Source organism: Streptomyces actinomycinicus, from assembly GCF_016741775.1.
GTDB lineage: Bacteria > Actinomycetota > Actinomycetes > Streptomycetales > Streptomycetaceae > Streptomyces > Streptomyces actinomycinicus.
Genome location: NZ_JAERRK010000016.1, coordinates 93,016 through 105,317, shown reverse-complemented (window position 1 = coordinate 105,317; position 12,302 = coordinate 93,016). Strand labels below are relative to the sequence as shown.

At 71.7% G+C, this 12,302-nt stretch carries 13 protein-coding genes; 10 read left to right on the top strand and 3 right to left on the bottom strand.

Annotation, left to right across the window (positions count from 1 at the left end):
• The first annotated feature begins 132 nt into the window (after positions 1-132).
• Positions 133-1,077, top strand: coding sequence for an NAD(+) diphosphatase (gene nudC / locus JK359_RS26630; protein WP_201840641.1), 945 nt, complete (start codon positions 133-135; stop codon positions 1,075-1,077).
• Positions 1,078-1,140: 63 nt separating this feature from the next.
• Here nudC and JK359_RS26625 read toward each other — a convergent pair whose 3' ends face one another.
• Positions 1,141-1,383: a mycoredoxin gene (locus tag JK359_RS26625; RefSeq protein ID WP_061924256.1), complete on the bottom strand. Its 243-nt coding sequence runs from the start codon at positions 1,381-1,383 to the stop codon at positions 1,141-1,143.
• Positions 1,384-1,566: 183 nt separating this feature from the next.
• On the opposite strand from JK359_RS26625, the gene JK359_RS26620 reads away from it, so the two are divergent.
• The 5 genes from JK359_RS26620 to JK359_RS26600 all read left to right on the top strand — a co-directional run bounded on the left by JK359_RS26620 (position 1,567) and on the right by JK359_RS26600 (position 5,452).
• The gene (locus JK359_RS26620) at positions 1,567-3,762 is read left to right on the top strand and encodes an ATP-dependent DNA helicase UvrD2 (RefSeq protein WP_201840638.1); all 2,196 of its coding nucleotides are present in this window, start codon (positions 1,567-1,569) and stop codon (positions 3,760-3,762) included.
• A 164-nt stretch (positions 3,763-3,926) separates the two neighbouring features.
• A complete protein-coding gene (locus JK359_RS26615) occupies positions 3,927-4,244 on the top strand; it encodes a hypothetical protein (RefSeq protein ID WP_201840635.1) in 318 nt (105 codons plus the stop codon).
• Positions 4,245-4,414: 170 nt separating this feature from the next.
• Positions 4,415-4,783 (top strand): WhiB family transcriptional regulator, encoded by a 369-nt coding sequence (locus tag JK359_RS26610; protein WP_103817702.1) that lies wholly within the window; start codon positions 4,415-4,417, stop codon positions 4,781-4,783.
• Positions 4,780-5,103: a putative WhiB-interacting protein gene (locus tag JK359_RS26605; RefSeq protein WP_201840632.1), complete on the top strand. Its 324-nt coding sequence runs from the start codon at positions 4,780-4,782 to the stop codon at positions 5,101-5,103. Before JK359_RS26610 ends, JK359_RS26605 begins: the two co-directional genes overlap by 4 nt.
• 136 nt (positions 5,104-5,239) lie before the next feature.
• On the top strand, positions 5,240-5,452 hold the full coding sequence (locus tag JK359_RS26600; RefSeq protein WP_201840629.1) for a hypothetical protein: 213 nt from the start codon (positions 5,240-5,242) through the stop codon (positions 5,450-5,452).
• Positions 5,453-5,476: 24 nt separating this feature from the next.
• On the opposite strand, the gene JK359_RS26595 is transcribed toward JK359_RS26600, so the two are convergent.
• Both JK359_RS26595 and JK359_RS26590 read right to left on the bottom strand, forming a co-directional pair.
• Complete coding sequence (locus tag JK359_RS26595; RefSeq protein ID WP_201840627.1) at positions 5,477-6,853, bottom strand: ABC1 kinase family protein; 1,377 nt, start codon at positions 6,851-6,853, stop codon at positions 5,477-5,479.
• Positions 6,846-8,072, bottom strand: coding sequence for a TOMM precursor leader peptide-binding protein (locus JK359_RS26590; RefSeq protein ID WP_201840626.1), 1,227 nt, complete (start codon positions 8,070-8,072; stop codon positions 6,846-6,848). Before JK359_RS26590 ends, JK359_RS26595 begins: the two co-directional genes overlap by 8 nt.
• A gap of 305 nt (positions 8,073-8,377) precedes the next feature.
• Between JK359_RS26590 and JK359_RS26585 the strand changes: the two genes are divergently transcribed.
• The 4 genes from JK359_RS26585 (at position 8,378) to JK359_RS26570 (ending at position 12,280) form a co-directional block, all read left to right on the top strand.
• A complete protein-coding gene (locus JK359_RS26585) occupies positions 8,378-8,983 on the top strand; it encodes a M48 metallopeptidase family protein (RefSeq protein WP_201840624.1) in 606 nt (201 codons plus the stop codon).
• 134 nt (positions 8,984-9,117) lie between these two features.
• Complete coding sequence (locus JK359_RS26580) at positions 9,118-10,815, top strand: TerD family protein (protein ID WP_201840622.1); 1,698 nt, start codon at positions 9,118-9,120, stop codon at positions 10,813-10,815.
• A gap of 11 nt (positions 10,816-10,826) precedes the next feature.
• On the top strand, positions 10,827-11,507 hold the full coding sequence (locus JK359_RS26575; RefSeq protein ID WP_201840620.1) for an AIM24 family protein: 681 nt from the start codon (positions 10,827-10,829) through the stop codon (positions 11,505-11,507).
• Positions 11,508-11,524: 17 nt separating this feature from the next.
• Positions 11,525-12,280: an AIM24 family protein gene (locus JK359_RS26570; protein WP_201840617.1), complete on the top strand. Its 756-nt coding sequence runs from the start codon at positions 11,525-11,527 to the stop codon at positions 12,278-12,280.
• The last annotated feature ends 22 nt before the right edge of the window (positions 12,281-12,302 follow it).

Sequence of the window (12,302 nt, the reverse complement as noted above, 5' to 3'; positions counted from 1 at the left end):
GGCACCGCGTCCGGGCACACTGGAGGAACCGCCCGCCCGTGCCGCCCGCGCCCGGCCCGGTGCCCTCCCGCCCTACGTCCCGCCGAACCGCCCGCCGAAAGAACCGCTGCACTGGGGGAGTTGGAAGCACCCGTGACCACCTGGACCGACCACACAGCCGATCGACCCATCTCGCTGACCGCCCCGAGCGGCATCGACCGCGCCGCCCACCACCGGCTGGACGAGGCCTGGCTCGCGGCGGCGTGGAGCCACCCCACGACCCGGTGTTTCGTGGTCTCCGGCGGCCAGGTACTCATCGACGAGACCCCGGACGGGCGGACCGAACTGGTCATGACCCCCTCGTTCGAGGCCCCGCTCACCGAGGCGCACCGCTACTTTCTGGGCATCGACGCGGACGGCGTCAGCTACTTCGCGCTCCAGAAGGACGCGCTGCCCGGCCGTATCGACCAGTCGGCGCGCCCGGCGGGCCTGCGCGAGGCCGGCCTGCTGCTGTCGCCGCGTGACGCCGGGCTCATGGTGCACGCGGTCGGCCTGGAGAACTGGCAGCGCACCCACCGCTTCTGCTCCCGCTGCGGTGAGCGCACGGTCATCGCCGCCGCCGGCCACATCCGCCGCTGCCAGGCCTGCGGCGCGGAGCACTACCCGCGCACGGACCCTGCCGTGATCATGGCGGTGACCGACGAGGACGACCGCATCCTGCTCGGCCGCCAGGTCCACTGGCCCGAGGGCCGCTTCTCCACCCTCGCGGGCTTCGTCGAGCCGGGGGAGTCCATCGAGCAGGCGGTGCGCCGCGAGGTGTGCGAGGAGGTCGGCGTCACCGTCGGGCCGGTCGAGTACGTCGCCAGCCAGCCCTGGCCCTTCCCGTCCAGCCTGATGCTGGGCTTCATGGCCCGCGCCACGTCCACCGCGATCGACGTCGACGGGGACGAGATCCACGAGGCCCGCTGGTTCTCCCGCGAGGAGCTGCACTCGGCCTTCGAGTCCGGCGAGGTGCTCCCGCCGTACGGCATCTCCATCGCGGCCCGCCTGATCGAGATGTGGTACGGCAAGCCCCTGCCCATGCGCAGCTTCGTCTGACAGCGGAACGGCGGCTCCCCAACCCCCCGTGGGTTCGGGAACCGCCGTCCGGCGTTCGGGGCGTTACGCCGCGAGCTTCTGCTTGACCTGGGCCAGCGACGGGTTGGTCAGCGTGGAGCCGTCCGCGAAGCGCACGGTCGGGACGGTCTGGTTGCCGCCGTTCGCCTTCTCCACGAAAGCGGCGGACTCCGGGTCCTGCTCGATGTTGATCTCGGTGTAGGCGATGCCCTCCCGGTCCAGCTGGCTCTTCAGCCGCCGGCAGTAGCCGCACCAAGTCGTGCTGTACATCGTCACAGTGCCCTGCATGTCTCTCGCGCTCCTCAGGCAGCTCGGAAAAGATCGTCCAGGGGGAGAACGTATTGCATCGGCCGGCCATTCCCGCCCGGGGTATGTGCCCCCCGTGTGACACCTGCCGCATTGGTACGACTATCAGTACCCGCCTGTGGACAACCGGCGCAGCCGTCCCGGGCGACCTGGCAGCATGGCGGTGTGACAGCAGCAACGCACTCCCCCCTCTTCCCGCAGGTACCGGACTCGGCCGACGCGGTGCTCGCAGGGCTCGACCCCGAGCAGCGCGAGGTGGCCACCGCCCTGCACGGGCCGGTGTGCGTCCTGGCCGGAGCGGGCACGGGCAAGACGCGGGCGATCACCCACCGCATCGCCTACGGGGTACGTGCCGGCATCCTGCAGCCGTCCAGCGTGCTGGCCGTCACCTTCACCAACCGCGCCGCCGGAGAGATGCGCGGCCGGCTGCGCCAGCTCGGCGCCCAGGGGGTCCAGGCCCGCACCTTCCACTCCGCCGCGCTGCGTCAGCTCCAGTACTTCTGGCCGAAAGCGATCGGCGGCTCCATGCCCCGGCTCGTCGACCGCAAGATCCAGCTCGTCGCGGACGCAGCCGCCGCCCTGGGCACCCGGCTCGACCGGAACGAGCTGCGGGACGTGACAGCAGAGATCGAATGGTCCAAGGTCACCCAGACCGTCCCGGCCGACTACGCGTATGCGGCTGCGAAGGCCGGTCGCGAGGTCCCGCGCGACCCGGCCGAGATCGCCCACCTCTACGCGGCCTACGAGGACCTCAAGCGCGACCGGGCGGTGATCGACTTCGAGGACGTCCTGCTGCTGACGGTCGCCGTCCTCCAGGACCGGCACGACATCGCCGACCAGGTGCGTGGCCAGTACCAGCACTTCGTCGTGGACGAGTACCAGGACGTCAGCCCGCTGCAGCAGCGGCTGCTGGACCTGTGGCTGGGCGACCGCGACAACCTCTGCGTCGTCGGTGACGCCAGCCAGACGATCTACTCGTTCACGGGAGCAACACCTGACCATCTCCTCGACTTCCGCGCTCGGCACCCCGGCGCCACCGTCGTGAAGCTGGTCCGTGACTACCGCTCCACTCCCCAGGTCGTCCGCCTCGCCAACGGCCTGCTCGCCCAGGCCCGCGGCCGTGCCGCCGACCACCGGCTGGAACTCGTCTCCCAGCGCTCCCCGGGACCCGAACCCGTCTACACCGAGTACACCGACGAGCCCGCCGAGGCCGAGGGCGCCGCCCGCCGGATCCGCGAGCTGATCGACGCGGGTGTCCCGGCCGCCGAGATCGCGGTGCTGTTCCGCACGAACTCCCAGTCCGAGACCTACGAGCAGGCCCTCGCCGACGCCGGGGTCCCGTACCAGCTGCGCGGAGCCGAGCGCTTCTTCGACCGGCCCGAGATCCGCAAGGCCGGCATCGCCCTGCGCGGCGCGGCCCGTTTCGGCGGCAACGACTCCCTGCTGGACGACGTCGTGGATCTGCCCTCCCAGGTGCGTGCCGTCCTCTCCGGCGAGGGCTGGACCCGCGAGCCGCCCGCGGGCTCCGGCGCCGTCAGAGAGCGCTGGGAATCCCTGGCCGCCCTGGTGAACCTCGCCCACGACCTCGCCGCCGCCACACCGGGAGCCACCCTCGCCGACTTCGTGGCGGAACTCGACGAGCGGGCGAACGCCCAGCACGCCCCCACGGTCCAGGGCGTCACCCTCGCCTCCCTGCACGCCGCCAAGGGCCTGGAGTGGGACGTTGTCTTCCTGGTCGGTGTCGCCGAGGGCATGCTGCCCATCACCTACGCCAGGACCGACGAGCAGATCGAGGAGGAACGCCGACTCCTCTACGTCGGCGTCACCCGCGCGCGGGAACGGCTCCACGTCTCCTGGGCCCTGTCCAGGTCGCCCGGCGGGCGCCCGGGCCGCAGGCCGAGCCGCTTCCTCGACGGTCTGCGGCCCGGCACCACCGCGACCGCGGGCCGCACCGGCACGGGAGCCGGCGGAGGCGTCGAGCGCGGGACGGCGGGGAGCGCCGCCGCTGCCCCCCGCCGCATCCAGCGCACCCCGGCCCGCTGCCGGGTCTGCGGCCGGACGCTCACCGACGCGGGCGAGATGAAGCTGATGCGCTGCGAGGACTGCCCCTCCGACATGGACGAAGGGCTCTACGAGCGGCTCCGGGAGTGGCGGGCGGTCCAGGCCGGGCGCAGCGGGCAGCCGGACTTCTGCGTCTTCACCGACCGGACCCTGATGGCCATCGCGGAAGCCCGCCCGGAGGACTCCGCCGAACTTTCCCGCATCCCCGGTGTCCTCAGTCGCAAGCTACGCAGCTACGGAGCCGACGTTCTGGCCATCTGTGCAGGTCAGGAGGGTGTGGCGGACGACGTGGGGGACTGATGCGAACTCGTCGAAAAAATAGTTTGCGCATGCCCCGGCAATCCCCATAGGTTCTAGGCACGGAAGCAGCGGCCTTCTCGAAGGCTGCGGCTCCGTGATGTACTTACACAACCGAACGGACTGGTTGACCCCAGTCCCAGAGACGCCGAGAGGAGGCGAGTCCAGTGATCAGCATCAACATCAGCACCACCAGCACGGCCAAACTGACCGATCGCTCGACCGTCTCCACGTGCATGCTCGGCGCCTCGAACCAGGGCACCGGTCTGTCCGGCATTCGTGCCGTGCGTCCGGCGTCCTCCGTTGCCCTCGTCGGCCTTGTCGGCGAGCGCAATGAGCGACCGACCAAGGCACTGGAAGCGGTAGAGGCACAGGCGCAGGCCTATGCCTTTGCGGCGGCCGGTGCCGGATTCCGGAAGCAGACGACGCAGCACCACCTGATGTGGGCCTTCCGTGGGCCAGAACCCTGGAGTGATCCAGCCTGATCAATCAGGCCGGCGCCTTCAGGGCCGCGGAACCCCACCCGGGATCCGCGGCCCTTCTGTTTTCCCCCAACGGGGAGGACGGAGCGAAGGAGCCTCGGGACAAGAAAAGAACCCGGTACCAGCCGACACCCGGTCAACAGGCCGGAACGACCAGACGAGGAAGACCAATCGTGCAACTCGAAGCGCACGCCCCGTCCGTACCGCCTTCGCAAACGATCCCCCCGCCCGGCCTCACGGAGGACTCCACCTTGACCCCCCTCACCGCGCTCACCGCGCTCGACGACGCCATCGAGAACCTCGGCGTACCCGTCCCCTGCCGCTCGTACGACCCGGAGGTCTTCTTCGCCGAGTCGCCCGCGGACGTGGAGTACGCCAAGTCCCTCTGCCGCACCTGCCCGCTGATGGAGGCCTGCCTCGCCGGCGCCAAGGAGCGGCGTGAGCCCTGGGGCGTCTGGGGTGGCGAGCTGTTCGTCCAGGGTGTCGTCGTCGCCCGGAAGCGGCCGCGTGGCCGTCCGCGCAAGAACCCGGTCACGGCATGAACACCGCAGGAACGATCGACCGCCCCCTCACGCACGACCCCATGAAGCAGGCCCCGATGAAGCCGTCCACCAACGAGCCCACCGGCTCCGCGACCCAAGACTTCACCACCTCCGGCGCGACCGAAGCGCGTCAGAACAGGAACCGTGAGATGCAACTCATGCAAGAAGCCCTGGCTCGTGCGCATATGCACGAGCGACTCCATGAGGCCGTGCGAGAACGCCGGGCCGTGCGCCTGGCCACCGCCCGGCGGATGCAGCGCCGGGCCGAGCGCGCCTCGCTGCGCGCCCGGCGGGCGCTCGCCATGGCCGTCATGCAGTAACGATCACACCTGAGAGCGGTGGCCTCCCGGCCCAGGGAGGCGAAGCATCCCCGCGGGGGCCGGTCCGGCCGAACGGACCGGCCCCCGCGGTGCGTTGTGCACCATGATCCGCGGGGCACGGGGTTATCGTCGCCAGGTGACGAGTCTTCCCGGGGAAAGTGATCAGGGCGGCTCCACCGCGGAGCGGCGTCCCCTCGTGTGCGCGCGCTGCGGAACTCCCGCCGACGGCCCCCCGCCGGTCACCTGGACCTGCTCCGTGGAGAACGGCATGCGCCAGTACTTCTGCGACGGCTGCTCCCGGGAGAACCTGCGGGCGATCGAGGGGCGGCTGGACTCGGCCTGGTGGTGAGGGGGAACGTCCGCCGGCCGGTGATCACGCCCCGGCCGCAGGCTCCTCCTCGGCCAGATCCGCGGCCGGGTCGGTCACGAAGCCCGGCAGCCACTCCTCCAGTTCCTCCCGCAGCCGTACCGTGGCGCCCAGCTGGCACAGCACCCCGATCGTGCTCAGGGTCACCCGGTGGATCAGCAGGTAGGCCGGCGGCAGGTTGAGCTGCTTGCCCAGCTGGTAGGCGGGGGAGCGCGGGTCGGCGACACGGGCGGCCTGGCTGCGCATCCAGGAGCGGGCGAAGGTGAAGGCGTCCACCCGGGCCGGCTCGATGATCGGCAGCAGGTAGTCCAGGACCGCGTCCGGGTCCAGATCTATGGTCTCCTTCACGAACCCTTCGGCGCACAGCAACTCGTAAACGTTCTCGGCGTCGCCGTCCAGCGTCATCCGCAGGGAGATGCCGATCGGCGCCGGCAGGCCGCCGGGGAGCCGGTCGACCGTGCCGAAGTCCAGGACGCCGAGACGCCAGTCGTCCTCTCCTGCCGGCCCGCCGGGCAGCAGGCGGAAGTTGCCCGGGTGCGGGTCGGCATGCAGCAGGCCGGTGCGGGCCGGGCCCGAGAAGAGGAAGCGGGCCAGGAGCTGGCCGGCCCGGTCACGCTGTTCCTGGGTGCCGTCCGAGATGATCTCGGACAGCGGGATGCCGTCGATCCACTCGGTCACCAGCACCTGCTCGCACTGGTGCACCACCGCCGGGACGACCACGTCCGGATCGTCCGCGAACTCCTCCGCGTGCACGGTCTGGGCCTGGGCCTCCAGCCCGTAGTCCAGCTCCTCGGAGACGCGGTCCTTCAGCTCCGCGATCAGCGGTTTGATGTCCATGCCCGGGATGAGCGGCCCCAAGAGACGTGCAAAACGGCTCAATTGGCTCAGATCGGACAGTAGGGCTTCGCCGGCACCCGGGTACTGCACCTTGACCGCCACCTCGCGGCCGTCGGCCCACACCGCCCGGTGCACCTGGCCGATCGAGGCCGCCGCGGCCGGCTTGTCCTCGAACTCCTCGAACAGATCACGCCAGTCCGGTCCCAGCCGCTCCTCCAGCACCGCGTGCACCGTGCGGGTCGGCATCGGCGGGGCCGCGTCCTGGAGCTTGGTCAGGGCCGCGCGGTAGGGGCCGGCGATCTCCTCGGGCAGGGCCGACTCGAAGACGGACATGGCCTGCCCGAACTTCATCGCACCGCCCTTCAGCTCGCCGAGCACCTTGAACAACTGCTCAGCCGTGCGCTGTTGCAGCTCGCGGCCGACGATCTCCGCGGACTCGCCCACGATCCGCTTGCCCAGCCCCCAGGTCGCCCGGCCGGCGAAGCCGAGCGGGAGCGCGGCGAGCTTGGCGGTCCGGGTGACCGCCTTCCGGGGAAGATCAGACATGCGCCCTCCAAGTCCCAGTCGGCCGTGCCGCGCCTGGTTCGCGTCCTCGCTTCGTCGACGGCCGTTGCACCGCCATTGTCGCGCGTGGCTCCCCGTCCGTTGAGGAGTCCTCCCTTTCAGCTCTCTCCGCGGCTCTCCGCGCCGCACCGCAGCCGCACCCCGGGTGCGGCCGGACCGGCCGAGCGCGCCAGTTCAGGCCGGGTACGGAGACCTCCCAGCGGGCTCCCGCGCCGGACGGCGACTCACCGTCGAGAAAGGTCAGGGCGTGTGCCGCGGCGAGGCCGGCGACCGCCGTGGCCAGGGTGACGTCGCACGCACCGACCCGACGGGCCCGGCCGGACCGCCACTGGGCGACCAGCCGGGGCCAGGCGGGGTCCCGGTCCGTGCGGTCCTCGTGCAGGCAGCGGGCGCAGCCGGACTCGCCCGGCAGGACGAGCGGCCCCACGACGCCCGTGCCCTCCACCACACCGGCGTACAGATGGGGTGTGCCGGCGGCCATCAGCGGTTCGGCGGTGAACGGATCCGGGGCGTGCACGGCGACGTCGTCCCGGGGCGCGAGGATCACCAGGGAGAACCCGGGCTCCCCGGCACCGGAGCCCGGGGAGTGGACGTGGCGCGGCGGGCGGTCGGGGGCCGCACGGCGGACGGCGGCCCGGGCGGCCGTGTCCCGGCGGGTGCCGAGCGACTCGGCGGGCAGCCCGCCCGGTGCCACGTCCCACGGCTCCACGCGTCCCACGTCACGCACGTCGACCTCGCCGACGCCCGCACCCGAGAGCACCGACGCCAGCAGGGCGCCGACCCGGCCCGCGCCCCGCACCTGCACCCGCAGGGCGCGCCGGGCGGCGAGCCGGGCCAGCGCGCCGCCCGGCTCCTGCGTGGTCAGCGACAACGTGGCGAGGTCGGGTCGCAGCCGCTCGATCACGTCCGTCTTCTCCCGCAGCGCGTCCGCGTCCGGGCCGCCGCCGCGCGCGTCGTCGACGAGACCGGCCCGGGCCAGCCGCCCCACCAGCGCGTCGACCTGGCAGGCCGGCACGTCCATGCGGCTGCCCTCCTCGCGTAGCAGCGGCAGTCCCCGGGTGCCGTCGAGCAGCTCCAGGAAGCTGCCCGTCGCGGTGTCCACCGGACCCAGCGTCAGCGCGTGAGCCGGGGTCATCCCGAACTGCACCGTGTTGAGATCACGCCAGCCGCGCCGCAGCGCGGGTTTCACCACCGGATGCATGCCTGGCCCCCGTATCGGTTGTGCCGCCCCGGAACGTCCGCGGCGGTCCGTCCTCCCGGCGGATCCGGTCGCGCTCCGCCGATGCCTGCCAGCATGCCCGCCCGCCCGGCCGGCCGCAGAAAGTTGTCCACAGGCGCAGGAATTCGTCGTACGAATCGGGAACATGCCAAACGTTCGTCAGTCGGGTGAACGCGCGCAAACCCCACCCGGCCGCCGGTCGTACGAATCAAACACATGGCGGGGGTTCGGCAGTGAACCGTCCCGGGGCCGGGACTTTGCCCATCCCCACCGGGTAACGTCGGGGCGTGCCCGCCGACCCACTGCACCGCGCCGGAAAGCCACAGCGCAGTACGACGAGCCAGCCGCCCGGCGGCTCGGGGGCGAGCGCGATCGAGGTCCGCAGGAGTGCCCGGCGACGCCGGACGGTCTCCGCGTACCGCGAGGGCGATCGCACCGTCGTACTGATCCCCGCTCGGATGTCGAAGGCGGAGGAGCAGCGCTGGGTGACCCTCATGCTCGACAAGCTGGCCGCCCAGGAGAGCAAACGGGTACTGGGCGACGCCGAGCTGACCGAGCGCGCCGAGCGGCTGTCGGCCCAGTACTTCGACGGCCGGGCCAGGCCCGCCTCCGTGCGCTGGGTGACCAACCAGAACACCCGCTGGGGGTCGTGCACCCCGGCCGAGGGGAGCATCCGGCTCTCGCACCGCCTGCAGGGGATGCCGGAGTACGTCGTCGACTACGTGCTCTGCCACGAACTGGCGCATCTGCTGGTCCCCGGGCACGGGCCCGACTTCTGGCGGCTGCTGGAGGCCTATCCGCGGACCGAGCGGGCCCGCGGCTACCTCGAAGGGGTCGTCGCCGCCGACCGGTTGCCGCATGTGCCCGGCGCGCGCGGTGAGCGCGACGCCTGAGCCTCCCGTGTGAGCGGCCGGGTGCGGTTGTGTACCGGGTCTGTACCGACCACGACCGGCTGGGGCCGATGTCGGTCTCAGCCGTTAGCCTGGCGCGACGCACTCACATTCGGGATGGGGGACGGTCGTAACGCATGGCCAGGGAATTCCAACGCGGCCACAAGGCCAGGATCAGTGACCTCACGGCGGGCACGGATCTGTACGTAGGCGTGCAGATCTCCGCCCCCGGGCTGACCTTCGACATCAGCTGCTTCGGTCTGGACGCCGACGAGCGTCTCTCGGACGACCGGTACTTCGTCTTCTTCAACCAGCCGAAGTCCCCGGAGGAGTCCATCCAGCTGTTGGGTGCCCAGGCGGGGGACACGGAGTCGTTCCGGATCACGCTCGACCGGATCCCCGCACACATCCGGAAGCTCTCCTTCACGGCGACCGTCGACGGCAACGGGCAGATGTCGCAGATCGCCCCCGGCTACCTGCGCATCGTCGCGGGCGGCGAGGAAGTCGCCCGGTACTCGTTCAGCGGCTCGGAGTTCTCCACCGAGCGCGCCGTGATGCTCGGTGACTTCTACTTCAAGGACGTGTGGCGGTTCGCCGCGGTCGGGCAGGGCTTCGACGGCGGTCTGGAGGCGCTGCTGAAGAACTTCGGCGGCGAGGTGCTCGAGGAGGAGACGCCCGCCGAACCCCAGCAGCCCCAGCCCCAGCCCCAGCCGCAGTCCGGCGCGGCCCCGGGCTTCGCCCCGCCCGCGTTCGGCGTCCCGGCGGCGCCCGCGCCTGCTCCGGCGCCCGCACCGGCCCCGCAGGGCTTCGCCCCGCCGCCCGGCCACACGCCGCCGCCCGGCCACACCCCGCCCCCGGCGCCCGCGCCCAGCGTGCACGGCGCGCCGACGATCATCGCGCCCATGGCGCCGCCCGCCGGCGGCACCGTCCCGCCGCCGGCCACGCCCCCGGCCCCCGCGCCCTACGGCCAGCAGCCGCAGCAGCCCCCGTACGGCCAGCAGCCCCAGCAGCCGTCGTACGGCGGCCAGCCCGGCGCCCCGATGCCCCCGGGCTACGGCCAGCAGCCGGCCCCCTACGGCGGCCAGGCGACCCCGCCCATGCCGCCGGGCTACGGCCAGGTCCCCGGCCAGCAGGCCGCACCCTACGGAGTGCCGCAGGGCGCGCCCCAGGGCGGTGCCGGAGTGACGGCCGCGCTCCAGGCGTTCAAGGAGACGCCGACCGGGCAGCGCTGGACGCAGCAGAACAAGAAGCTGATCCGCGTCGACCTCGGCATCGGCGGCCAGCCGGTGCTGGCCCGGCAGGGCAGCATGGTGCTCTACCAGGGCAAGGTCGACTTCAGCTACAAGGGCGCCGGGTTCGCCGGCCGCATCGTCGGCAACGCCACCGGTCAGGAGATGCAGCTGATGCGCTGCACCGGCCAGGGCCAGGTCTTCCTCGCCGAGAACTCCACCCACCTGCACCCGGTCGAGCTGCAGGGCGACGCGATCTGTGTGTCCGCCGAGAACGTCCTCGCCTTCGACGAGAGCCTCCAGTACGAGGTCCGCCGCGTCGAGGGCCACGGCATCCCCGGTGGCGCCCTGTTCACGATGCAGTTCCAGGGCACCGGCACGATCGTCGTCAAGACGCACGGCACGCCCGTGGTGCTGCCGGTCACGCCGACCACCTTCGCCGACTGCAACGCCGTCGTCGCGTGGTCGGCCGCCTCCCAGGTGATCGTCTCCAGCCAGGTCCGGATGCGCCGCAACGCCTACCCGGGGGACACCGGCGAGAGCGTCAACCTCCAGTTCCGGGGCGCCCCCGGCAACTTCATCGTCGTCCAGCCCTACGAGGTCTGAGGGAGCCCGTCATGAACCAGCCGCTCGCGGGCTACGCCCCCGCACCCGTCACCGCCCGCATGGAGAACCACGGCAACCACATGCTGAAGGTCGCCATGCAGACCGGGAACGACCTCCTCGCGCGAGTGGGGTCGATGGTCGCCTACGAAGGCTTCATCCAGTACGAGCCCAACCCGCCGGCCGTACGCCAGATCGCCCGCGACTGGATCACCGGCGAGGGCGCCCCGCTGATGAAGTGCTCCGGGGACGGCCTGCTCTATCTCGCCGACTACGGCGCCGACGTCGTCGTCATCAACCTCAACGGCGACGGCATCTCCGTCAACGCCACCAACCTGCTCGCCTTCGACGCACATCTCACCTGGGGTGTCGAGCGCGTCAAGGGGCTGGCGAAGTTCGCCGGGCAGGGCCTGTGGAACACGAAGATCTCCGGACAGGGCTGGGTCGCGCTGACCTCCCGGGGCAAGCCGATCGTCGTCGACTGCGGCGGCGGCGAGGACGAGACCTACGTCGACCCGGACGCGCTCGTCGCCTGGTCCCCGAACCTGAAGGTCAAGGGCAAGCGCAGCTTCAAGGCGCAGTCGCTGATCGGCCGCGGCAGCGGAGAGGCCTACCAGATGGCCTTCTCCGGCCAGGGCATCGTCGTCGTCCAGCCCAGCGAGGACAGCACCGACCGCCTCCGGTTCCGGGGCTGAGGGGGAGCCAGAACACCATGCAGAGCCCGCTTTTCGCCCACAACGACCAGCAGACCCAGGAGCGCTGGAGCCTGCAGAACAAGCAGATGCTCCGCGTCACCCTGGAGGGCCACGACGACATCCTCGCCCGCAAGGGCACCATGGTCGCCTACCAGGGCCTGGTCGAGTTCGACGCCGAGTACCGCAGCAACAACCAGGCACGCGCGCGTGCGCACACCGGCGAGGGCCTGGACCTGATGCGCTGTCACGGACAGGGCACGGTCTACCTCGCCAACCTCGGCCAGCACGTGCACGTCATGGACGTCGATCAGGACGGGCTGACCGTCGACAGCTCCTACGTCCTCGCCATGGACTCCTCGCTGCACCACGAGGTCATCGCCGTCGACAGCCTCTACGGCATCTCCGGCTCCGGGAAGTACCAGCTCAACATCACCGGTCGCGGCAAGGTCGCCCTGATGACCTCGGGCGCGCCGCTGCTGATGCAGGTCACCCCGGACAAGTACGTCAACTGCGACGCCGACGCGATCGTGGCCTGGTCGACGGGACTGCGGGTGCAGATGCAGGCCCAGACGCACAGCTCCGGCGTGTGGCGCCGGCGCGGCAGCACCGGCGAGGGCTGGGAGCTGAGCTTCATGGGCTCCGGCTTCGCGCTCGTACAGCCCAGTGAGCTGCTGCCGCCGCAGAACGCCGTGATCGGACAGGGCCTCGCGGCCCAGTTCGGCATGGGGCAGCAGGGCGCGCGCGGCCAGAACCAGGGCAACGTCTGGAGCTGAGCCGCGGCCCGCGAGGCAGGAC